This window comes from Lentilitoribacter sp. JB5-8, from assembly GCF_055693385.1.
Map to the genome: position 1 here is coordinate 2,257,247 of NZ_CM146332.1, position 23,434 is coordinate 2,280,680.

At 44.7% G+C, this 23,434-nt stretch carries 21 protein-coding genes; 9 read left to right on the forward strand and 12 right to left on the reverse strand.

Translation table 11 applies throughout. The features are described 5' to 3' along the window. The 4 genes from ACZ1GZ_RS11065 to ACZ1GZ_RS11080 form a co-directional block, all read right to left on the reverse strand. A complete protein-coding gene (locus ACZ1GZ_RS11065; RefSeq protein ID WP_472664936.1) occupies positions 1-3,123 on the reverse strand; it encodes an efflux RND transporter permease subunit in 3,123 nt (1,040 codons plus the stop codon). A 10-nt stretch (positions 3,124-3,133) separates the two neighbouring features. After that, complete coding sequence (locus ACZ1GZ_RS11070) at positions 3,134-4,252, reverse strand: efflux RND transporter periplasmic adaptor subunit (protein ID WP_472664937.1); 1,119 nt, start codon at positions 4,250-4,252, stop codon at positions 3,134-3,136. Positions 4,253-4,334: 82 nt separating this feature from the next. Continuing rightward, the gene (locus ACZ1GZ_RS11075) at positions 4,335-5,243 is read right to left on the reverse strand and encodes an AEC family transporter (protein WP_472664938.1); all 909 of its coding nucleotides are present in this window, start codon (positions 5,241-5,243) and stop codon (positions 4,335-4,337) included. A gap of 41 nt (positions 5,244-5,284) precedes the next feature. After that, positions 5,285-6,322 carry an alpha/beta hydrolase gene (locus ACZ1GZ_RS11080; protein WP_472664939.1) on the reverse strand — a complete coding sequence of 346 codons (1,038 nt, stop codon included), beginning with the start codon at positions 6,320-6,322 and terminating at the stop codon, positions 5,285-5,287. Between the two features lie 98 nt (positions 6,323-6,420). On the opposite strand from ACZ1GZ_RS11080, the gene ACZ1GZ_RS11085 reads away from it, so the two are divergent. The 4 genes from ACZ1GZ_RS11085 (at position 6,421) to choV (ending at position 10,307) form a co-directional block, all read left to right on the forward strand. Further along, a complete protein-coding gene (locus ACZ1GZ_RS11085) occupies positions 6,421-7,257 on the forward strand; it encodes a helix-turn-helix domain-containing protein (protein WP_472664940.1) in 837 nt (278 codons plus the stop codon). 177 nt (positions 7,258-7,434) lie between these two features. After that, positions 7,435-8,367: a choline ABC transporter substrate-binding protein gene (locus ACZ1GZ_RS11090; protein WP_472664941.1), complete on the forward strand. Its 933-nt coding sequence runs from the start codon at positions 7,435-7,437 to the stop codon at positions 8,365-8,367. Between the two features lie 81 nt (positions 8,368-8,448). Then, complete coding sequence (gene choW, locus ACZ1GZ_RS11095) at positions 8,449-9,288, forward strand: choline ABC transporter permease subunit (protein ID WP_472668282.1); 840 nt, start codon at positions 8,449-8,451, stop codon at positions 9,286-9,288. After that, positions 9,285-10,307 (forward strand): choline ABC transporter ATP-binding protein, encoded by a 1,023-nt coding sequence (gene choV / locus ACZ1GZ_RS11100; RefSeq protein WP_472664942.1) that lies wholly within the window; start codon positions 9,285-9,287, stop codon positions 10,305-10,307. Before choW ends, choV begins: the two co-directional genes overlap by 4 nt. 205 nt (positions 10,308-10,512) lie before the next feature. On the opposite strand, the gene ACZ1GZ_RS11105 is transcribed toward choV, so the two are convergent. Together ACZ1GZ_RS11105 and ACZ1GZ_RS11110 are read right to left on the reverse strand one after the other, a co-directional pair. Next, positions 10,513-10,905 (reverse strand): hypothetical protein, encoded by a 393-nt coding sequence (locus tag ACZ1GZ_RS11105; protein WP_472664943.1) that lies wholly within the window; start codon positions 10,903-10,905, stop codon positions 10,513-10,515. 14 nt (positions 10,906-10,919) lie between these two features. Further along, positions 10,920-11,996: a DUF2235 domain-containing protein gene (locus ACZ1GZ_RS11110; RefSeq protein WP_472664944.1), complete on the reverse strand. Its 1,077-nt coding sequence runs from the start codon at positions 11,994-11,996 to the stop codon at positions 10,920-10,922. 287 nt (positions 11,997-12,283) lie between these two features. Here ACZ1GZ_RS11110 and ACZ1GZ_RS11115 point away from each other — a divergent pair, with 287 nt between their 5' ends. The 3 genes from ACZ1GZ_RS11115 to ACZ1GZ_RS11125 all read left to right on the forward strand — a co-directional run bounded on the left by ACZ1GZ_RS11115 (position 12,284) and on the right by ACZ1GZ_RS11125 (position 13,761). After that, positions 12,284-12,712 (forward strand): curlin, encoded by a 429-nt coding sequence (locus tag ACZ1GZ_RS11115; RefSeq protein ID WP_472664945.1) that lies wholly within the window; start codon positions 12,284-12,286, stop codon positions 12,710-12,712. Between the two features lie 78 nt (positions 12,713-12,790). Further along, the gene (gene csgH / locus ACZ1GZ_RS11120; RefSeq protein WP_472664946.1) at positions 12,791-13,168 is read left to right on the forward strand and encodes a curli-like amyloid fiber formation chaperone CsgH; all 378 of its coding nucleotides are present in this window, start codon (positions 12,791-12,793) and stop codon (positions 13,166-13,168) included. A 179-nt stretch (positions 13,169-13,347) separates the two neighbouring features. Next, positions 13,348-13,761 carry a curlin gene (locus ACZ1GZ_RS11125; protein WP_472664947.1) on the forward strand — a complete coding sequence of 138 codons (414 nt, stop codon included), beginning with the start codon at positions 13,348-13,350 and terminating at the stop codon, positions 13,759-13,761. A 64-nt stretch (positions 13,762-13,825) separates the two neighbouring features. Here the strand turns inward: ACZ1GZ_RS11125 and ACZ1GZ_RS11130 are convergent, their stop codons facing one another. The 4 genes from ACZ1GZ_RS11130 to ACZ1GZ_RS11145 all read right to left on the reverse strand — a co-directional run bounded on the left by ACZ1GZ_RS11130 (position 13,826) and on the right by ACZ1GZ_RS11145 (position 19,057). Then, positions 13,826-15,376, reverse strand: coding sequence for a glutamate synthase-related protein (locus ACZ1GZ_RS11130; protein ID WP_472664948.1), 1,551 nt, complete (start codon positions 15,374-15,376; stop codon positions 13,826-13,828). Between the two features lie 123 nt (positions 15,377-15,499). Beyond that, positions 15,500-16,162 (reverse strand): aminotransferase class IV family protein, encoded by a 663-nt coding sequence (locus ACZ1GZ_RS11135; protein WP_472664949.1) that lies wholly within the window; start codon positions 16,160-16,162, stop codon positions 15,500-15,502. Continuing rightward, positions 16,108-17,298: an aminodeoxychorismate synthase component I gene (locus ACZ1GZ_RS11140; protein ID WP_472664950.1), complete on the reverse strand. Its 1,191-nt coding sequence runs from the start codon at positions 17,296-17,298 to the stop codon at positions 16,108-16,110. Before ACZ1GZ_RS11140 ends, ACZ1GZ_RS11135 begins: the two co-directional genes overlap by 55 nt. Before the next feature lie 82 nt (positions 17,299-17,380). Continuing rightward, a complete protein-coding gene (locus tag ACZ1GZ_RS11145) occupies positions 17,381-19,057 on the reverse strand; it encodes a formate--tetrahydrofolate ligase (protein ID WP_472664951.1) in 1,677 nt (558 codons plus the stop codon). Positions 19,058-19,285: 228 nt separating this feature from the next. On the opposite strand from ACZ1GZ_RS11145, the gene ACZ1GZ_RS11150 reads away from it, so the two are divergent. After that, complete coding sequence (locus ACZ1GZ_RS11150) at positions 19,286-19,567, forward strand: putative quinol monooxygenase (protein WP_472664952.1); 282 nt, start codon at positions 19,286-19,288, stop codon at positions 19,565-19,567. Between the two features lie 83 nt (positions 19,568-19,650). Next, the gene (locus ACZ1GZ_RS11155) at positions 19,651-20,247 is read left to right on the forward strand and encodes a hypothetical protein (protein WP_472664953.1); all 597 of its coding nucleotides are present in this window, start codon (positions 19,651-19,653) and stop codon (positions 20,245-20,247) included. A gap of 55 nt (positions 20,248-20,302) precedes the next feature. Here the strand turns inward: ACZ1GZ_RS11155 and ACZ1GZ_RS11160 are convergent, their stop codons facing one another. Together ACZ1GZ_RS11160 and ACZ1GZ_RS11165 are read right to left on the reverse strand one after the other, a co-directional pair. Beyond that, the gene (locus tag ACZ1GZ_RS11160) at positions 20,303-21,535 is read right to left on the reverse strand and encodes a bifunctional alpha/beta hydrolase/OsmC family protein (protein ID WP_472664954.1); all 1,233 of its coding nucleotides are present in this window, start codon (positions 21,533-21,535) and stop codon (positions 20,303-20,305) included. Between the two features lie 156 nt (positions 21,536-21,691). Beyond that, on the reverse strand, positions 21,692-23,263 hold the full coding sequence (locus ACZ1GZ_RS11165; RefSeq protein WP_472664955.1) for an EAL domain-containing protein: 1,572 nt from the start codon (positions 23,261-23,263) through the stop codon (positions 21,692-21,694). Positions 23,264-23,434 lie beyond the last annotated feature (171 nt).

Below are 23,434 nucleotides of genomic sequence, written 5' to 3' on the forward strand. Positions count from 1 at the left end.
TTAGGAGGCGGGTTGGGCGTCTGGATCAACTGCGTTCTCCGCAACTTCCTCAATCTCGTCTTCGATCTGAGGTTTAGGCGGGAAATCAAATAGTTTTCCGCTGAAGAGAATATAATATCCTGCCGGAACAAAGAACAACGTTAAGATCGATGCAATGGCCAATCCGCCAATCATGAGCGTCGCCATGGGTTCAAATAATGCACCACCCGCAAGTGCCATAGGAACCAGACCAAATACTGTAGTAAGGGAAGTGAGCATGATCGGTGTTAAGCGTTTTTTGGCAGCGGTGATAATTGCATCCTTGAGCTCCATTGTCGTTCGTTCAATGTCAATTTGGTCAATCAGCACGATGGCATTGTTGATGATAATGCCTGCGAGCGAAATCATTCCCAATATCGCAAAGAAGGAGAGGGGTTGCCCCATGGCAAGCAGCGCCAATGGTGCACCAATGATCACCAAAGGAATGGTCATGAAGGTCAGGCCCACGCGCCGTGCCGAGTTGAACTGGAACATAAGTGCAAATGCCATAACGGTCAGCGCAGCAGGCATGCCCGCACCAAGTTTTGAGTTTACATCTGCACTGGAAGCCGTTTCACCGTCAATTCGATAGCTATATTCAGCACCCAGCTCCAGTTGATCCAAAGTTGGCTGCACATATTCAAGCAGTTCTCCAGCGCTTAATATGTTGCTTTTGGCAGAAACAGTGATCAATCGTTCCTGATTTTCGCGGCGCAATTGCGAATATTCAAGTCTAGGTTCAAAACTAGCCACCCGATCAAGTGATATGAGTTGACCACTCGCTGTTACCGATAGATTAGCTAAATCTTCAAGACTATCGCGGAAGACCGGAGAGGCGCGCAGCACGATAGGGATCGTATCATTGCCTTCACGATAATCTGAAATCTTTGAACCTGAAAAATAGGCTTCCATAATTTCGGAAATATCTTTGGAGGTAACCCCTAATTCGCGCGCTTTGTCTTGAGCAACATTGACGATGACTTTTAAGGATTTGTTTCCCCAGTCGTTTTCGTTTTGAACAATTCCAGCGGCAGAGGAGAAACCTGTTTCAACAATATCGGCTAACTCTAATAATTTATCAGCATCTGGACCCGCCAGTTTAACCTCAACAATACCGGATTCTGAGCCGCCCATAGCAAGGCGTTTAACTTTGTACCGAGCAGCTGGATGATTTTCGAGCAGGTAGCTTTGCGCTCGTTCAGCAGCGTGTACAGCACCTTCAAAATCAAACGTATTGACCAGTATAAACGCGCTTGCAGGATTTGTATCGGCCGGATTTAGCGCTAAATAAAAGCGCGGGCCACCATCACCCACATATGTTGTCACATTGTTGACCTCGGGATTTGTGTCCGGGTCATTAAGCCATTTTGTAACAGCAAGTGCTTCTTGTTCAGTGGCTGAAATTGCAGTGCCGCGCGGCATGTCTAAATAAACCAGGAACTGGTTGCGCGCACCAAGCGGGAACATTTCACTCTTTACGCCTGAGAATAAGGTCCCAGAGAGCATCACAAGGCCATAACAAACGAGAATGACAATGATGGATGCGCGAAGCGTTTTGCTTAGAACATTTCCGTATACTCGCGTGATGACGTTTTCTTTTGGTTCATCAGAACCATCTATTTTCCTTTTTGAAAACCAAACAGCAAGGGCTGGTAAAATGTATAAAGCTGTTATCCAGGAGCCAACCAACATGGCGCCCACCACAGCACCGAGCGAAAATCCATATTCGCCTTCCGTACCTTCTAAAATCAGAAGCGGTAAAAATGCCGACACCGTTGTAACCGATGCGACGGCGAGAGGGATTGAAAATTGCTTACCCGCGGCAATGGCGGCATCATTGGCGCTTTCACCTTTGGCGATGCGTCCTTGAATATCTTCAACAACAACCAAGCCATTATCGACTAGAAGTCCGAGCGAAATGATGATTGCTGCAATGGAGACCTGCTGCAATTCAATAGATAAATATTGCATGCCCATCATGGCAAACATAACGGTAAACGGCACAATGCATGCAATGATAAAGGCAGAGCGGAAGCCCAAGAAAATCAGCATAACAAGCAGAACGACGGCAAATGTTTGGGCAACATTCATCAATGCGTCATTGATTGCTGTCGTGACCTTTTCTTCCTGATAGGTCGCAAAATTATAGGAAATGCCGATTGGCTGAGTTTGCTCGTGGCTAAGAACCAATTCTTTGAGCTGACGCCCGATCTTTTGAATATCTTCACCTTCGGTCATTTCAACAGCCACGGTTACTGCTGGCAAGCCGTTGAAATAAACCGGTTTTGATTTTGGGTCCACATATCCGCGACGCACATCCAGCAAGTCTTTAAGCCGCACAAAGCCGCTCAATCCCTGGATCTTTGTTAAAACCTCTTCAATCGCTTCAACACTTTGCAGATCACCATTAGCCTCAAGAATGAGGCCCGTGCCTGCTGCATCAATTTCACCAGCGGGTAAAATAACATTTTGGGATTGCAAATCATTGAGAACCTGACTGAGCTGCACACCAACAGCTGCCAATTTACGCGAATCTATTTCAAGCCAAATACGCTCTTCCTGCTCGCCATAGATAGATACGCGGCCGATGCCATCCATTGTGTAGACATGATTACGCAATCGGTCCGCAGCATCATAGATCTCGCTGTGAGAAAAGCCTTCACCCGTGACAGCAATGGAGGCTATGGCAACATCGCCATAATCTGTATTAACAAACGGACCTTTCGTACCTTCTGGCAGATCACCATCTAAATCTTCCATTTTGTTACGAATTTCCTGAAAGACAGTTTCAACATCCGCTTTTGCGACAGATGCATCTACTTCCAGGTTTATACGGGCGGAACCAGTTGAAATGAGTGTTTTGATTTTATCAATTTCAGCAATCTCACGCGCTTTTCGTTCTATGACGGTGACGATGAGGTCTTCCATTCGGTCAGGCGACATGCCCGGGAATTGTGCTGAAACCACTGCAGTTCGTTGGGTAATGGCCGGATCTTCTCGTTTAGAAAGCCCGATATAGGTGATAAGACCCTGCAAAATCAGAGCGATCATCACCAAAATTGTCAAACGAGAATTGTTTATTCCAAAACGGGTAAGGAAATCCATGATCGTTCTCCTATTGCGTGTCTGGTAATAGTTTTACCTTTTGGCCATCACGCAGGAAGGATACACCCGCTGACGCAACCCGTTCACCAGCCGAAACACCATCAACTGCGATAAACTGATTTTCTCTAATCCCGCCAATAATGATCTGTCGTTTTTTGACGGTGCTTGTTGCTTCATCAAAGACAAAAATGTCGGTCGGAGATGGAGAGTTAGGTCCACTGCCTTCAGCAATTTGCCCTTCAAATGGCAAAACAGTGAGCGGAAGCAAAAATCCGTTGCCAGTTGGAACAGGGAACTCAATTGAGACTTCAATCGCCATCCCCGCTTTTAATTCAGGGGAAGATTCTGTTAATTTAACGACTAAAGGGAAGGAAGATACAGTATCTGCGCGTGATCCTAATTCGCTCACGATGCCTTTTAGAGTGATGGAAGGGTTATCGGCCAGTCGAATGGTCACATCTTTTCCAACAACCAATTGCTGCGATACCAGATAATTCACCGATAATGACGCTTCAAAACCATCGGCTTGATAAAAAGTAGCGACAGGCGTGCCCACTGCAACATTCGCAAATGATTCAACTTCAACAGAGTTGATAATACCGTCAAAAGGTGCCTTAAGGTCCGCTTTTTCAAGATTATCAGCGGCGTTTTCTTCTTGCTTTTGTGCTTGTGCCAATTGCGCTGCATCTGCCTGCATTGCTGTGCGCGCGTCATCCACGCTTGCGCGCGTCACGGTACCCGATTTTAACAGCTCATCAAGGCGTTCAAATCGTGCCGCACTGTTTTCTGCATTAACGCGGGCTTGCTGTGTTGCAGCTTTTGCGGTGTCTAGCTGAATTTCCAATGCCTTCCGGTCCAATGAGGCGATAACTTGCCCTTCAGAGACAAGTTGACCCACACTCAAATCAATCTCTCCAAGCTTGCCTGGCGTTTCAAACGACAGTGTCGTCACTTGCGCTGGTTGTAATACGCTGGGAAAGCGGCGTGTTGTCTGTTGCTCTTGTTCAGAGACTAAAACTGTCTTTAAACCTCTAACAATTTCAGCGTTGCTTTGCGTTTGTGTATCATCTGAACAAGCCGACAGCACAATTGGACCAATAAGTGCGATTGGGAGTAGGATTTTTTTCATGAAGAAAGACGCCTCAAAGTTTCGGTTATGGCGTAAAACCCTATAGCTCAGGCAATTGAACTGCAATGACTAATTCAGATCATTACGCTAAAATTGCCAGTGAAATCAGCGTAAGGACACTTGTATAGATGATGACCTGAGCAATAGCCTCCGTTCGCACGTTGTAATACAGCGCTAGATTAAGTGCTGTTACCCCTGCAGGTCCTGCTGAGCCTAATAAGAACAAGTCTTTTTGCGGTGAATTTGGTGCAATCAATTCAAGTGCAATCCAAACCATGACTGGAAATATAATAATTTTTATCGTTGAAAATGTTGCAACAAGTTTATCAGGGTTGAGTTTAACACCACTCATGACCACACCAAGCGAATAGAGCGCAATAGGCGCTGCACCAGCACCGGCAAAACTAACAAATGTGTTGAGCGGGCCGGGCAATGGCCACTCAGCAATGCTGTAAATCACACCCAAAAACACGCCAAGAAGTGTTGGTGTTGTCAATACGGTTGCAGCAACATTTTGAACGCTGAATTTCCCCAAACGAATGAGCTGCAACGCAATCATGGCAAGCGCCATCCAAATGATAGCATCTAACGTAACAATTGTTGAAATGGGAAGCACGCCATCAGCGCCGTACAGCAAAACAGATATTGGTAGGACATAAAGCGCGTTATTTGCAAAAATCCCCATAAAGCCCAAAAGAATAGATTCGCCATTGCCTCGGCCAAAAATCCTGGAAGCGATGAAATACCCGAGCGAAAATACAATAGATTGCGAAATTAAAAAGGCGAGAACCGGCTTGAGGCTAAATGTGCTAATGGGTGCTTTTGCAATCAAACCGAAAATGAATATTGGCAAAAGCACATTCATTGCAAACTTGTTTATCTGACGTGCTTCATCAATGGTTGTTTTACCAAGCTTTCCAGAAATATAGCCAATCACCGCAATCGCAAAAACCGGTAGAATTGGATCAGATAAGATCTGGAAAACTTGCATATTGCGCCCCTGAAAATAAGAATCGCTGCGAACATCGCATGTTATAGAGTGCTTTCAAAGAACTTGTTTTTCTCGCTTTGAGAAGCAAATGAACTCTGAATTGCCTGAGAAATAGATGCTAATGCCTCGCGTGATGACGTTTTCATGGTGTCATAGGCTTGGAAATTGTGTGGCATATCATGCCAGATATCAAGCCTGACTTGCGCACCATTGTTTTGTTGAATTGCTGCAAACTCACATATCATGTCATGCAGAATTTCGCGGCCACCTGTCTGAATATATATCGGTGCTAGACCTGAATAATCATAATAAATAGGTGATAATTCCTCACGGCCATATAAACCGTTTGGATCAAGCCACTTGCTGAACTTAATAGCCATCCAGCTTTGCACCAAATCATAGTGATTATTACTATGAAGGCTTTCTCCGCGATCACCAATATCTGTCCATGGACACAAAGCAACGCATAATCTTGGCTGTGGTTTTCCAAGTGCTTTTAGTTGTTGCATAAGCATGAGTACCATGTGACCACCAGCGCTATCACCAATTAAAACGATGTTCTCTGCACCGACTTTGTCCGCGACATATTGCCAGGCATTTAATGCGTCTTCGCTTTGCGCCGGGTGAGGGTGCTCAGGGGTTAGCCGATATTTTGCTGAAAATAAGTTCGCATGGGAGTGATGGGATAACATGGATGCAAAACGGGCACTTATGGGGCCGTTAAATGTGTAACCTCCACCATGGAAATACAATATATGTGCTTCCGGTATCGCGTTCTGGGGATAATACCATGTGCCTGGACATTCATCACATTGACGAATTGAAACCAGATATTCATCATCTGTTTCTGTCTGTACGCTATTAAAGATCTGCCGGCCGGTTTGAATGTCCTGATGTTGCATTGCCTTGGTAAATTGATGACGCCAATAATGAATGCCTATTTCAATATTTGCGTCCCAATCAGGTGCTAATTTGTGACCTAAGGCGTGTCGCCAATAGGTTTGAAGTGCAATCTTGTTAAGTGTCCAAAAGCTTGTGAGCCGTTGAGAGAATTTTTCAGAAAAACGAATTTTTGGCATGTGTATCTCGTTCATATTTGGAGGGGAGTTTTCATGCATCTGCTTTTGGCTTAAAACGCTTTTGCGCTATAGAATGATTTCGACATTAGAGCCTTAAAATGAAACCAAAATCTTTTTTGCTTCAGCCGCCGCAAAATTTAGCAAGTTGTATTGCCGCTGCAGTGGTTAGAGATACACGAGGCGCACAGTTAACTTCAGCTGATCGATATAACTATTTTCCCGCCAATCCACTGATCTCGATATCATATGTAATTGAAGGCAAGTTGCAGACATTTGATGTTGATGATCGTGGTTTTGATTTAAGCAAAACGTATGAAATGCCGCGTTTTTCTAAGATTGTTTCACCAAATCATCCCATAATGAGTTGGAGCGATGGAGATGTTTTTGTAATCACGGTTGGGTTTTACCCAGATGCGTGGGCAAGGCTTTGCAAGCGTTATGAAGAAGCTGAACTCGTCAAGCATTTGCGAGATATATTTCAGGTCAGAGACTACACGCAAAACTTAGACCTTTGCTGGTCTCAAATCTGTCAACAAGTTTCACCGCTTTGGCAAACCAGCCGCAATGATAATAGCTTGCCAGATTGGATAGGGTCAGACCGCGTTAGCGATTGGTCTTATTTTTTACTTGCAAGATTAATGACATCAGAGGCAGGCAAAAGTTTACGTACAATTGAGCGCAAATTTAAATTCTGGACGGGCATTTCAAAGCAGCAAATTAGTCACTACACATCAATTGAAATGCTGCATGATTTGGTGACAAAAAACCCCGATATGTCGCTTGCAGAACTTGCACATTCATCTGGATTTTCCGATCAATCTCATATGGGGCGTGAGGTAAAACGCATCACCGGATTTTCACCCGCGAAGATAAATCACCTAATAAAAACGGCAGAACCTTTCTGGTGTTATCGTCTTTTAGGTGAGCGATTTTAATTGCCAGTGAAAAAGAATTGTATATTTGCGACAATAGATGGCGCGTATATTTTCCAAGTATTGAGATTATGAGTGACATTCGCAAAAAGCCCTGTTTTATTGCCATTTCTATTTGCATTTTCAAAATTGATGCGAAAAGATGCAGCTTAACTGTGTAACCAAAATCTGGAGAGTTTTATGAAAATGATCAAACATGTTGGCTTAAGTTTAGCCGTTCTTGCGTCTTCAACGGCTATTGCATTTGCAGATTGTGGAGAAGTCACATTCTCAGATGTGGGTTGGACCGATATCACTGCAACAACAGCTGCAACAACCACCGTGCTTGAGGCGCTTGGTTATGAAACAGATGTAAAAGTGTTGTCTGTGCCGGTGACATATGCATCGATGGAAAAAGGCGATATTGACATTTTCCTAGGTAATTGGATGCCAACTATGGAAGGCGATATTGCAAAATACCGTGACGCTGGCACTGTTGATACGGTCCGTGCCAACTTAGAGGGCGCGAAATATACCCTTGCAACCAATGCTGCTGGTGCTGCTCTTGGCATTAAAACATTTGCTGACATTGCCGCGAACAAAGATGCACTTGAAGGCAAAATCTATGGTATTGAGCCGGGCAATGATGGTAACCGGTTAATCCAAAGCATGATCGATGGAAACGCATTTGGTCTTGAAGGTTTTGAGGTTGCTGAAAGCTCAGAGCAGGGCATGTTGGCGCAAGTGGCACGAGCTGACAAAAAAGAAGAAGCCGTGATTTTCTTGGGTTGGGAACCACACCCAATGAACGCCAATTTCCAGATGACATATCTTGAAGGTGGTGACGATTTCTTCGGTCCAAATCTTGGTGGTGCAACCGTTTATACAAATACAAGTACCGGTTATGTCGATAAATGTCCAAATGTTGGCAAATTGCTGACAAACCTTGAGTTCAGCCTTGCCATGGAAAACGAGATCATGGGCGCAATCTTAAATGATGGTGAAGACGCAAATGATGCAGCGGCAGCATGGCTTAAATCAAATCCGGGTGTATTGGATACTTGGCTTGCCGGTGTGACAACAAAAGACGGTGGCAATGGTATGGCAGCTGTCAAATCGGCTTTGGGCCTATAATCATCACTTGTTAATCTCAAAACTTCCCCACCCATTTAGATTAAATTCGCTAGATGGGCGGGGATCATGGGCGGTATCGATATGGAATGGCTTACGGACGCAAAAATACCAATTGGCAAAACGGCTAAAACGGTTTTCGAATGGCTGCAAGATAATGGCGCTTGGTTCTTTGATGGGCTCGCGGAATGGCTTGAGGCGCTGATTGATGGAATATTATGGGTATTGCAAACACCGCATCCGTTGGTCATCGTAGCGTTTTTCATCGTGCTCACCTGGTTTTTGCAACGGTCTTGGAAAACCTGTCTGTTCATTTTGCTCGGCTTTCTGTTCATCATCAATCAAGACTACTGGGAAGAAACAACGGAAAGCCTGACGCTTGTGTTATCTGCTTGCGTTGTGTGTATGGCCATCGGTGTCCCAATCGGTATCGGAGCTGCCCACCGACCGCGTCTTTATACTGCAATGCGTCCCGTTCTTGATTTGATGCAAACCCTTCCTACTTTTGTATATCTCATCCCTGCGATTGTCTTCTTCGGAATTGGCATGGTGCCGGGTTTGATCGCAACAGTTATATTTGTATTGCCAGCACCCATCAGGTTAACGCATTTGGGCGTGTCATCAACACCTAAAACACTGACTGAGGCAGCTGAATCCTTCGGCGCTACGTCCATGCAAACGCTGTTTAAGATTGAGCTTCCCTACGCTTTCCCGCAGATTATGGCGGGGTTAAATCAAACGATCATGCTTTCACTGTCCATGGTGGTGATTGCTGCACTTGTGGGTGCTGATGGCTTGGGTGTGCCAGTGGTACGTGCACTTAATCAAGTAAACACAGCACTCGGCTTTGAAAGTGGATTTGTCATCGTTGTGGTCGCCATCATGTTAGATCGCATGTTGCGCTTAAGAGGAGCAGACAAATGAGTGTTGCCGTCTCTTTTGATCAAGTGAATATAGTCTTCGGTAATGACCCTGATGCCGCACTTCCTCTCATGGATGAAGGTAAATCTCGCGAAGACATTCAATCTGAATGTGGCCAGATCCTTGGTGTGCATAATTGTTCGCTTGATGTGAACGAAGGTGAAATCCTGGTGCTTATGGGGCTTTCAGGATCTGGAAAATCAACACTTTTGCGCTCGGTAAACGGTTTGAACAAAGTGGTGCGTGGAGCGGTAAATGTGAACACCGGCGACGGTATGGTTGATATAGCTAGCGCTTCAAAAGCCCAGCTTAAACAAATTCGTCGATCTCGTGTTGCAATGGTCTTTCAGCAATTTGGTTTGCTGCCTTGGCGCACCGTTTCAGACAATGTTGGTTTTGGCTTAGAGGTTGCAGGTGTTGCAGCCAATGAAAAACAGGAGCGCGTCCAAAAACAACTCGAACTGGTTGGTCTTGCTGATTGGGCGGATAGGCAAGTGGGTGAACTTTCAGGCGGTATGCAGCAAAGGGTAGGGCTTGCGCGTGCATTTGCCACTGAAGCGCCAATTCTGCTGATGGATGAGCCGTTTTCTGCACTGGATCCGCTCATTCGTACACGTTTGCAAGACGAGTTGCTGGAATTGCAAGAGCGTTTAAAACGCACGATCATCTTTGTGAGCCACGATTTGGATGAAGCGTTCAAGCTTGGCGATAAAATTGTTATCATGGAAGGTGGCCGGATTGTTCAATCGGGCGAACCACGTGCAATTTTTTCCAATCCGGTGAACCAATATGTTGCTGATTTTGTTCAGCACATGAACCCGCTAAGCGTTCTAACAGCGCAAGACATCATGGAACCAATCAAAGGGCGCGCGCCCGAGGATGTCGTGACTATGGAAACACCGTTGTCTGAAATTATGGATCGGCTTGGTGGTTCTGTTGCTGCAGTCACAGTTCAGGATGATGCGAGTGAACCCGTCGGTCAGATCAACTCCCACTCCATCGTAAAAGCATTGAATAAATAGTTGGTATAATCAACTATTTTTGCACACAAATATATTCAATGCCATTGGAGTATTTCTCAACTTCCGCTCCCGCACTTGTGCAGGTGGTTCTGCTCGAGAATTCTTGCATGGCAACACCAGAAGGTCCGCCGTTTGATGCTGCAAAAGTTATAACTATCAATATCCACATGGATTTAATTCCCTAAGTCAATTTAAGTAATTTATTTCAATGTTCTTTTTGTTCGCCAAGCGTTTGCATTAGATAAGGTGCAGTGCTGATAATTGTATCTCGCGCCATTTTCTCAAATGCATCGTTCTTAAGTGATCTCATATCTATAAAACTCTTCATTGATTCAAAAACCCCATCTTCGGTTTTTAGGTTCTTTTGCTCGATGGCTAAAAACGCGGCTTTAAAAAGTCGATTTGCCTTCTTCAACGAAGCATCGCTGATTTTGATATTGCCTTTTTGTCTTAAGTTTTCAAATTCCAACTGCCAACTCTTTACCCCGGCATGTATTAATTCCAGTTGTGCCGTTTCAGCATCAGTGGAAATGTTATCCAAATTTTGAACTTCACTTTTGGTGAGTTTTTGAACGAGCAAATGCTTGTTTTGTTTCATTACAAAAAGATCGTCTAGCAACTTGGCCTGACCGTTTTCGATTTTTTCAATGTTTTTGGTGCGGTCAAAAAAAGTTTTGCTTTGGTGAAATTCAGCCGTTCAATAGCCGTTTCATGAAACCAGGCGCGTTCTGGCAATTTTCGTTTCCACCACCCAAGTAATTTCCAGCCTAAAGTCAGGGAATTGTGTTGTTTATAATATTCTCGGTCGCTAACAGCATTTGATTTGCGTTGCGATATCATTTTATCCAAATCCTTAATTTTGGCATTCAGGCCGCACGAAATTGCCTCTTGCAAAATCCATCGCATAGTGTGGTCAGACAAGCCGCGTTCGTCTTCTGGATATCCACCGCCGATGTCAGAATGAACCCCTTGAAACCACATTGTTTGTGCCGAACCTTCAAGCCAACCAAGCGCAGTAATGTGATTGGGACGAAATTTGGTGCGTTTTTCATCCAATGCGACTGCATGTCGAACAGTTTTAACGCTGGGTAATTTGCGCGTATAGGCAAGTTTTGTCCCATTGTGACGAATGCCAACGGATTTTACTGTATCCCAAAGGCCAACATACTCGATGGGGACCTCAAACTTGCGGTCTTTATCTACATCATACTGACAAAGTCGGCTTTGGAAGGATTTGAGATCAGCCCAGGGAATTTTACCTTGTTTCATATAGGCTGAGGCGGCGTAGTGAATGAGGTTTTTGCCAGTTTTTTTCAGCAATCCCATCTGATTCAACATGCCAATAATAGCACGTGCTGTGTAGGCACCCCGACTAAATCCAAAAATGTAGATCTTATCTCCTGGTTCATAGTGATCCACCAAGAAGCCGTAAGCATCTTTTATGTTCCGTTGCAAACCAACTGCAAAAGCCAAGCCGTAGGTTCTGTTTATGACCTTTGCCATGCCAGTTTGTTTACCTGGTGCATATTCCGTCCCAAGCCCTGTGTCATAAAACACAATTTGATTTTCTTTGTCTTTTAGAAGTTCAACGAGATCATAAACGTTTGAAGCTTCTCCATTAGATGGCTTGTTACCTGTGCCATCGCAACAGATGATGATGTTTTTACCCACAACACTTTTTTTCGCCATTTGTAACTCCCCACGCGTTAAACAAATTCAATTAAAAGTAGTTTGTTACACTAATTGCAAATGTTCAAGTTGTCATCTTTTTAGGTAATAAAATTTGTTTTGGTAGGAAGATGCCGAAACGAGAATATGGAATTTTATGGGATTAAGTATTTTAAAACAACGAGTTGTTGAAACTTCATATTCCATGAACATTAAATGAACGCGCCTTTCAGATAAAGTTCAAGCACAGGTTCCTATAACCGAATTGCAAGTTACGCAAGTTTAACAAAATTCGAAGGAACACACTCATGACACGCAAACTTATCATCTCTACAGCGCTTGTTTTAGGCACCTTGATTGCGCCAAGCATGGCCAATGATGTCTCAATCCAACAATTTGGTTTTGGCAATTCTGCAGGTGGTGGACAGCAGGGCTGGCACAATATTATCGGCGTTTTTCAAAATGGCGGTAACAACACAGTTGCGAGCACTCAAGATGGAAATCATAACGTTGCAGGTTCAGGCCAAGAAGGTTTCAACCATCACTCAACCACCGATCAACTAGGTAGCTTTAACACAGCAGGTGTTGGCCAATTTGGTGCAAACCATACCTCAATCCTTTCACAAGATGGTCACGGCAATGTCGCTGCTGGCGTTCAAATTGGTAACGGTTGTTCAGCCGAGGTTGCTCAAAATGGCGCCGGCAATACAGCCGCATTTGTTCAAGTTTGCCCTTAATGGCGAACAATAATTCCCGGTGGCATTGCAAATCAAAACAAATGCCATCGGAGAGATAAAGGAGACAAAACAATGATTATGAGAAGCAAAATAATCCAGGGCGGGTTCATTGCCAGCATGTTGTTGCCAGCGGTTGTTGGTTACTCCGTTGTCGGGGTAAATGCACTGGAGACCACCCAGGATGCAAAATGTCAGATTGAAACGGTTAAGGATGGAAATGTATTGCACGTACAGGCCAAATATTTGTCTGATCAAGGCGGCATTGGCAGCTATCAGTTTGGTGTATCCAACGGTGGCGGTGTAAATATCAATCAAGGTGGGTCGTTCCAAACCTTGGGTGATGAGCCACAAGTTTTAAGCCAGGTGGTGCTTAGCCGCGGTGCAAAATCTTATGATGCAAATTTACATATCATCTTTGAAAATGAAGTCGCTGAATGCCAAACAACATTTCGCTAAGTAAGGCTCCAAACAGAGATTGAAAGCCCCGTATCTTGCGGGGCTTTTTTATTTTATTTCAATATTTTAGCTAAAATATTTTATGGTTAATGGAATATGAATATTTGGTTCTGATTGCATTCAGTGTGCGTTGTTTAAGGTCTTAATCACAATCAAATTATTACGTGAGGAAACAGACCATGACGAAAAAAATTACAAAATTCATCATATCCACAATTGCATCAGCAACAATTTTTGCAACGCTTGCAATGCCGGCACAGGCGGGTGGACAAATTCAATTTCAAATAAATGCACAAAATGCGAAAGATGAACAAGCCATCAAAACTGGATTGGCATTTTACTCACTTTACAAAGGGATAAAATCGCAAGGTGGCATCATCCAAAAAGGCAATGGTAACACGGCAGGGGTTGCACAAAATGGCCACGGCAATCAGGGTATAGTCCATCAACACGGTAATGGACATAATGGTTCAATTCAACAAACAGGCAACAACAACTCGCACGGTTTGTTCCAGTTTGGCAAAAACACCAATTCACATGTGAGCCAAAACGGCAATAATGGTGCAGGTGCGACCTTTACCTTCGGCTGGTAAATCAATGCATTCTCAACTTTAAACCCACCGAGAGCTATTCCCGGTGGGTTTTTATGTGGCTATTTCAACTCAATTCTGGCCTAACACCCGCAAATCTTACACCGCTCAAATCAGCCATTTCACGTTTCCAAGTTGTAATATCGTTTATTGATAAGTCTCGTAAATCATCGTGACCGCACGCGCGCGCTAGAACTTGCATCAGTTCAACACTTGCCCCGAAATACCGTGCTAATTTTTCTGCACCATTTTGCACGTTTAACCGCGCCCTTAGTTCCGGCTTTTGCGTTGCTATACCAGCTGGGCAATTGTTGGAATTACACATGCGCGCTGCAATACAACCAACAGCTTGCATGGCGGAATTTGATACAGCGATTGCATCAGCACCGAGTGCCATGGCTTTGACGAAGTCTTCGGCCACGCGCAAACCACCGGTAATCACAAGTGTTACATCGCGTCCGGTGCGTTGGTCTAAATGCTTGCGAGCTCGTGCAAGGGCAGGGATTGTTGGAACTGAGATATGGTTCCTGAAGATAAGCGGCGCAGCACCTGTGCCGCCACCACGACCATCTAAGATGATATAATCAGCACTGGCTTCAAGCGCAAAATCAATGTCATCCTCAATGTGGTTAGCGGATAGTTTGAACCCAATTGGTATGCCTCCGGAGCGTTCACGCACTTCATCAGCGATCTTCTTAAAATCACTTGGCGTTTTCAAATCAGGGAAGGTGGCAGGAGATATCGCACTTTGGCCTGGCTCCAAGCCGCGAACTTCCGCGATTTTACCTTGCACTTTATCGCCAGGCAGATGCCCACCCGTACCGGTCTTTGCACCTTGTCCACCTTTAAAGTGAAAAGCCTGTACCTTTTCAACAAGCTCGGGCTTCCAGCCAAATTGCGCAGAGGCAAGCTCATAAAAATAGCGACTATTTTCCGCTTGTTCTTCTGGCAACATGCCGCCTTCACCTGAACAGATGCCTGTGCCAGCCAATTGCGCACCGCGCGATAACGCGGTTTTTGCTTCTTCTGATAGTGCACCATAGCTCATATCAGAGACAAATAGTGGGATATCTAATTGAAGCGGTTTTTCAGCGCGTGGACCGATCATAACTTCGGTTTTAACCGGCACATCATCCAAAAGCGGCTTGCGCGCCATCTGCGCTGGCAAAACCAAAATGTCATCCCAATGCGGTAAGTCTTTACGCGGCACACCCATTGAACCCATCTCTCCATGATGACCTAATTTGGATAAGCCATCGCGGGCAAGCTCATGAATACGCGCAACAGTTGGCTCTTCTGGTGTTGGAACTGCATCTGGGGCACCATCTTTGGTTTTTGGTTTCGGCGCATTATCACCGACATTTAAATCGCCAAGTTGGGCGTGAGTACCATCGCAAAACGGAGCGTTGGCGCTAGATTTGCACTGACATAACGCAGCAGTACCGGTTTTTTCCGCGTTAAACTTCTTGGGTGTAATGCCAGTTCCAGCATGCGATCCATCACAAAATGGTTGCGATTTTGATCGGCCACACTGACACCAGTAATAATCTTTGCCTTCTTCCAAATCGACTTTGGCTGGATGTTTTGCTGCGATGATTGCTTGATTGTTTGTTGCCATGATGATCCTCCTCTTTGTTGCGAGGAGTAACATAGCAAGTTCGAATTATGATGATAAGATAGTGCTAATGGTGTACACTGTTCCAAAAAATGATACAATGAACATTTAGAATTTTGACGGCGATTAGCAGGTTTTGACTAATTTTGCTTTGATTAATTCGCGTAATGAATTGCCAACAAAAATATCGTCTGCATTATGTAAGTCATTAATCGTTAGAACTGCTTCTTGCGCTTGATCGGTCTTTAAAAGATGCTGGCGGAAAACCCCGGGCAATAATCCGCAATCAAGGCGAGGGGTGAGCAATTTATCACCGCCCATGCGTATGAAAATATTGGTAATCGTTCCTTCGCAGATTTGACCCTTTTCATTGCAAAGAATAACTTCATTAATGTCTTCTGGAGCAAATTCAGCACGCGCTGTTTGATAGACATCACGCATGGAGGTTTTGTGCCCAAAGAGCATATTTGTTGAATCAATTTTCGTTTCTGCAATTGCAATTGTCCACTGCGTGTCATCTGCTTGTTTTTCAAATGGCACAAAAGCCGTTTCCAAGGTGCCGTCTTTAAAGAGTTCAAGACGTACACGCGATGTTTGTTCGGGTTTGATATCTAAAGCGTCGGCAAAGGCGTCGGGATGAGTATCAAACTCAAAGAAGGCGGCTGAGCGTGACATGCGTTCAAGGTGCGCGGATTTTCGGATGAAACCATTTTCCACTTCATATCGAAGTGTTTCTATGAGCGAAAGGTTGCCGCCAGTTCCATGGCAAATTTGGCTTTGGTCAGACATTCCTCATACTCCAGCTCAGCGGTTGATTCCAGCGTCACACCACCGCCCACATTAAATTGCGCTGTGTTATCATCATACAGGCTTATCGTGCGGATTGGCACATTAAACTGCATTACACCCATCGGGCTAATCCATCCTATCGCACCACAATAAGCTTCGCGCGGCGCTAAATCCTCTAGTTGGTTTAGAATTTCCATCGCGCGCATTTTGGGCACACCGGTGATCGAACCGCAAGGAAAAATAGCTTTTACAATATCAGCGAAATTCACCCCAGGTGAAAGCTTGCCACGAACTCGGCTAACAAGTTGGTGCACTGTTGCGTAGGTCTTTAATTCGTGCACTTGCGGCACGTGAACAGATCCGGCCTCACAAATATGAGAAATGTCGTTTCGCAAAAGATCCACGATCATAATGTTTTCGCTCAGGTCTTTGGTGCTGGCCAATAGAGCATCCTGAATGGCTTTGTCCTCTGAAGGGGATTTGCCGCGTGGCGCTGTACCCTTCATAGGGCGCGATTCGATATTGCCCTTGTGATCTATCTGAAAAAACAATTCAGGTGAGCGCGATAAGATGATCGGACCACCAAGATCAACATAAGCTGCATGATTAACCGGTTGAATAGCTGCAAGTTTTTCGAAAATTTCAAACGGATTACCTTGCCACTCAGCATTCATTGGAAATGTTAAATTTCCTTGATAGCAATCGCCAACTCGCATGTGATGGGCCAGCATATCAAATTTCTGCTGGTAATTTTCAAATTCCCATACTGGTTGCGGTGGGCTGAAATAAGTCGGTTCCTGGCTTGAGGCGTGGCTTGTGCCGTGGGGGACGTTTTCCAGCTTGCGGGAAGGAGCCTCAAAAATCCCAAACTGTGCAAGTTTTGCGCGACGGTTTTGCGGGATTTGTTTCTTTAATTTATCTTCAAAGCAATATCCGGCCTCATAGCTCATTGAGCCAGCAATCCAGTAACCGTGTGCCTGGTATTCATCAATCACTTTAAAGATATCAAACAATTCGTCAGGCGTATCCGCACTGATGATCTCAACTGGATTTTGGAATGAAAGAGTTGTTCCTGCAATCTCATCGCGAAAGAGGATATGATGATGATCTAGCTGTCTGTCATGTGTTGCTGTCATGGAGCGTCTGTCACTACAAAAACAATCAAACCTCCCGCCAAAATGAATGACGGAAGGTTTACTCTAAATATTATGGGTGACCTTAGAACAAGCCTTCGATCAAGCCTTCATCATTGAGCATGATTTGCTCAGCTGATGGAACGCGCGGTAGGCCCGGCATCGTCATGATCTCACCACAGATCACCACGATGAAGCCGGCACCAGCTGAGAGGCGTACTTCACGAACTGGCAAAGAGTGGCCAGTTGGCGCACCGCGCAAGTTTGGATCTGTTGAGAACGAATACTGAGTTTTCGCCATGCAAACGGGCAAGTTGCCATAACCATCAGCTTCCCAAGCTTTAAGCTGATCACGAATTTTCTTATCAGCGAGCACTTCGTCAGCGCGGTAGATGCGTTTTGCAATAGTTTCTACTTTTTCAAACAATGGCATATCATCAGGATAAAGCGGGTGGAATGCTGCCATTTCGCTTTCAGCCATTTTGACCACTTGTTCAGCTAAGTCTTTCACACCTTCAGAACCATGTGCCCAGTGCTTACAAAGGATGGCTTCAGTCCCTAGGCTTGCGACATAGTCTTTAACCGCTTGAACTTCAGCATCTGTGTCCGTCACAAAGTGATTGATGGCAACCACGACAGGCACACCAAATGATTTGACGTTTTCAATGTGGCGGCCAAGGTTTGCACAACCTGATCCAACAGCATCGACATTTTCTTCGCCAAGGTCGGCTTTCGCAACGCCACCATTCATTTTCATAGCGCGAACCGTAGCAACAAGAACAACTGCATCTGGTGAAATACCAGCTTTGCGGCATTTGATGTTCATGAACTTCTCTGCACCAAGGTCTGCGCCAAATCCGGCCTCGGTCACAACATAATCAGCAAGTTTAAGCGCTGTTTTAGTGGCAACAACAGAGTTACAACCATGCGCAATATTGGCAAAAGGACCACCGTGCACAAAGGCAGGGTTATTCTCAAGCGTTTGAACAAGGTTTGGCTGCATGGCGTCTTTTAGAAGAACGGTCATTGCGCCATCAGCTTTAATATCGCGGCAGTAAACAGGGGTACGATCACGGCGGTAAGCTACGATGATGTCACCAAGACGCTTTTGTAGATCTTCCAGATTATTGGAAAGACACAAGATCGCCATAACTTCAGACGCAACGGTGATATCGAAGCCAGCTTCACGTGGGAAACCGTTTGCTACACCACCCAAAGAAGCTGTGATTTGGCGCAGAGCGCGATCATTCATGTCCATCACTCGACGCCATGCGATACGGCGAATATCAATTTGCTGCTCATTACCCCAATAAACGTGGTTATCAATCATGGCAGATAAAAGGTTGTGTGCAGAAGTGATGGCATGGAAATCACCTGTAAAATGCAAGTTCATGTCCTCCATTGGCACCACTTGCGCGTAACCACCACCAGCAGCGCCACCCTTCATACCAAAGCATGGGCCCAAAGAAGCTTCACGAATACAAATGGCTGCATTCTTACCAATAGCGTTCAAGCCATCGCCAAGACCAACTGTTGTTGTGGTTTTACCTTCACCAGCAGGTGTTGGATTGATGGCAGTTACAAGAATAAGCTTGCCGTCCTTTTTGCCCTCTTGAGCTTTAATGAATTCAGCAGAAACTTTAGCTTTGTCATGGCCAAAAGGTAAAAGATCTTCAGACGGAATGCCAAGTTTTGCACCAATCTCTTGAATTGGTTTTTTATTAGCTTCGCGCGCTATTTCAATATCGGTTTTAAAGGCCATATTCAGCTCCCTGGATTTTATGTTGAGGTGAATGTAGGCTCAGAATCATCAAAACTCTTGCCTGAAAAAGACGTTAATTAGATAAATAAAGACAAATCGCGTTTTTGCCGACAAAAGCATCTAAAAGACACGAATTTGTTTGTCTGGTTCTTTGGGTGAGCGACTATGCATGTGATCGAAAAAATGTAATGCATAGACATACCGGCATAATTTAAAGAAAGTATTTGTATGAAGATCCATCTAACCGGACATTTAGACGTACCGCAGGAGCGGTGGGAAAGTGTAATGCAAGCATTGCCTGAGCATATCGCGCTCACCCACGCGGAAGAAGGATGTATTTCTTTTGAAGTTGTGCCTTCAGAACAGATTAAAAACCGATTGATGGTGGCTGAGGTGTTTCAAGATCAAGCATCGTTTGATGCGCATCAAAAGCGCACTAAGGCATCAAAATGGTTTGAGATAACACAAGGCATTCCTCGCGAATATGAAATTACGGAAGTAGAAGAGTAATTCTTCAAAGGGGGCTGGTCATCAATTTTCTAAAAAAGATAAGCGTCAAATCATTACTGATCGTCTTGGTTTATTTCGGTCTGATGGCTGGAGGTGTTGTCTGTGGTAATTGGATGTTCTCCTCGTTACGTTTAGACGCGCAATCCGCATCAACATTGCCATTATTTTGGTTGTTGGTGCCAGTATTTGTCGTCTATTACATCACCTCTGGATTGCCTTTCGTACCAGCATCTGAAATTGGTTTTGGATTATTAATCGTTTTGGGAGGTGAAATCGCCCCTTTAATTGTGCTTGTCTCAGCTTCAGGGCTGATCACATCCTTTTTGGTCGGTAAGTTTGTATCCAAGCAAAAGCTGGCAAAATTGCTCAACTGGTTTGGATTAGAAAAAGCATCTAAATTCTTGCTTAAACTTCAGGATATGAACCAGCAGGAAAAGCTTGATCATATGATGCAAGGTGTATCCAAAAAGTGGAGCGTCGCGCTTATGAGATATCGCTATTTGGGTATCATCGCCTTGCTCAATATTCCCGGTAATGCCGTAATCGGCGGCGGTGGGGGAATTGCATTCATGGCAGGGGTTACAGGATTGTTCTCCGCGAAATGGTTCGCTCTATCAGCAATCCTTGGCGTGATGCCATATCCGTTATTCTTCTTTGTTGCTTGGTTGTTTGGATATTAAAAAGCCGTTGTGATGAGGTTGTTACAACGGCTTTATCTGTTCATACATTCAGCTGTTACTCAGCCAGTTTGGTGACAATTGCCGAGTGGGACTCAAGCGTTTTATGCACAGGGCATTTATCCGCTATTTTCAACATCTTATCGCGTGTTTCTGAATCAAAATCTCCTTCGAGTTTGATCTTCCGTTCAAAGCGATCAATCTTGCCAATCGTATCGTTGTCAAGATTGCATTCTGCGCAATCCTCAGCGTGTGTTTTGCTATGGGTAACGTTGACGGAAACCCGCTCAAGTGGGATTTTCTTAAAGTCAGCATACATGCGAATAGTCATGGACGTACATGCGCCCAGAGCCACATTGAGATAATCATATGGGCTTGGGCCCGTGTCGTGACCACCAACTGATTCCGGTTCATCTGCCATCAATGAATGTTTGCCAACACGAACAGAGTTTTGGAATTTGCCATCCTTGGTCTCGCTGACCTCAGCACCTTCAAGGATCGGGTTTTGAGCCGCTTTATAATCATAATCTACATAACGTGTCGCCCAGGCTGAAATCACCTCTGCAACATAAGCAACATCTTTGGCATTTGATAACAAGTGATCAGCTGTATCAAGCGAAACAAAGCTCTTGGGATGTTTAGCAGCTGTGTAGATGTTTGCAGCATTTTCAATTCCAACGGTGCCGTCAATTGGCGAATGTAAAACCATCAGCGCCTTGTTCATCTTGCCAACGCGCTCTTCCACGGTCACAGAATGCGAACGAAGGTCCTGAACAAATTCATGTTTGATCGAGAATGGTCGCCCCGCAAGCTTAACTTCTGCAATTCCCTTTTCTTCAATTTCATCGAGATGTGAGCCAAAATTATGGATCACATGGTCAGCATCTGCCGGCGCACCAATGGTTGCAACGGCTTTTGCTTCTGGTACTTCTCCTGCTGCGGCTAGGATCGCTGCGCCACCCAATGAATGGCCGATGAGGATCTTTGGCGCTTCATAATTGGCGCGTAAGAACTGTGCTGCTGCCAAAATATCTCCGATATTTGAGGTAAAGGTCGTGTTTTCAAAATTGCCAGATGATGCGCCCAAACCGGTAAAATCAAAGCGGAGGAGGGCGATCCCGCGCTTGGATAGTTCATCGGCTATCTTGCGTGCGGCTAGAATATCTTTTGTGCAGGTGAAACAATGCGCAAATATAGCGTAAGCATGCGTGGTGCCCTCAGGCAGATGTAATCTTGCCACCAGTGTTTCGTTCAATGAGCCTTCAAATTTTACGTTTCTAACGCTTGCCATATGGCACCCCCAATGTAACTTGCGATCCACGAAATGATTTAGTTTTAATTCTCTTTGATTGTTTATGGCGCATTCGAGGTGCAATTGAAAATCACGTCTCTTCGCAAAGCTGTGAAGAGTTTGTGCATTATCGTGTGTCGGTGTTTTCTTTTTGGATTACTTTAGCGCTTGCTTGCGAACCTGCATGCAGAACTCTTCAGGCTTAAGTGGCTTTGCAACATAATAGCCTTGCCCCTGATCAACGCCAAGTTCGTTCAAAATGCGGGCCTGATCAGCTGTCTCAATGCCTTCAGCGATTGTTTGCATTTTCATACGCTTTGCCAATTGAACCAGCATTTGAACAATTTCAGTGCCGCCGTCATCTGAAATGAAATCAACAAATTTCTTATCAATCTTCATAATGTCAGCGTTCAGGTCCTGAATATAGGACAAACCATTATGGCCTGTTCCTGTATCATCTAGCGCAATGCGATAGCCAAGTGCTTTCAGTGATTGAATAACGCCCGCGGCTTTGTGCTCGTCTTTAATTTCCTGGCGTTCTGTGATCTCCAAAACAATCTGCTCAGGTTTAACGCGACTAGCAGATACGATTGAAACCAGATCGACAATAAACCCGTCGCTTATTAGATCTTGCGGTGTGATGTTAAAAGAGACTTTTAAGCTGCGATCACGGATCAAAATGTCATCAACATGTTCTAGCGTTTGTTTGATGATTGAACGCGTCATCGGGACAATTAAGCCACTATCTTCCGCAAGTGTGATAAATTGAGACGGCGGAACCATGGATCCATCTGGTTTTTGCCAGCGCATAAGGGCTTCACCACCGATGATTTTAAGATCTTTTAAGTCAAATAACGGTTGGACAAAGGGAACAAATTCATTACCCTCAATCCCGCGTTTGATTTCTGTAATTGGGTTTTCGGGCCGTGCCAGAAGCTGAGCAACCAATAGACCAAACAAAAGCCCTAAAAAACCACCGCCTGCAATGAAGAAATTTTCATCTTCTCGGTCGTGCATAATCAACTGCTCAAGTTCCACAGCTAATTGCGCATTGAGGGGATAGCGCGTCGATTGTGCTTGATAGGAGATAAATTCCTTGCTTGGGTCTTTCATAAAATCAGCACTCATGGTGCTGTCATGCGTGCCAATCAATGCATTGGAATTAAATCCAATCGTCGCAATTGAGTTGTCGCGCCAATCCATCGGGAAGATATCAAATAGCAGCGTATCGATATTAATCAACGCCATAAGACCATAGTCAGCAAACTGCCAAGTGATCCCGATCAAGCCATCTGTCCCTGTGCCGACTTCGATAAAGTTTATGCGATCATTTAAGGTCGGAAATTTGTTCTTTTGTGAAATATCTATCGGGTATGTTGAACGTTGACCACTGATAACAGAACAAACGGAATTTCCCTGTGTGTCCAGAATTGCGATATCTTTGATATTGCTTTTTGTGAAAATGGTTTCAGCTAAACCACCCATGCTGACATCAGTGCATGTGGTAAAACCTGCTTCAGCGGTTTCGCTCAGACTTATAATAGCATAATCTGCAGCAAGCTCCGCACGGGTTAAAAGCTTTTGGTTTAATTCACTCAGATATTCTTTGTTTTTCCAGAAGTGCACACTTTCATAAGTCGCGACGGTTGCTGCAATGGATAGGCTCGTAATTCCAGCAATTGCGACAAGGGATCCCAGTTTAGATCTGAAGAAATTTGCAAGTCTCAAAATACACTCCAACAATCTTTGTGCCGGTGTTTACCTCCAAATCCATTAGCACCACGCTATTAATAGGTGGAAAACAGAAACTGAGATTGCGAGCGGTGGATAAGCCTGTAATACTCACTAGTGCCATTAACAAAAAACGCTCTTAACCGACAATACTTGCGTTAAAGCTAG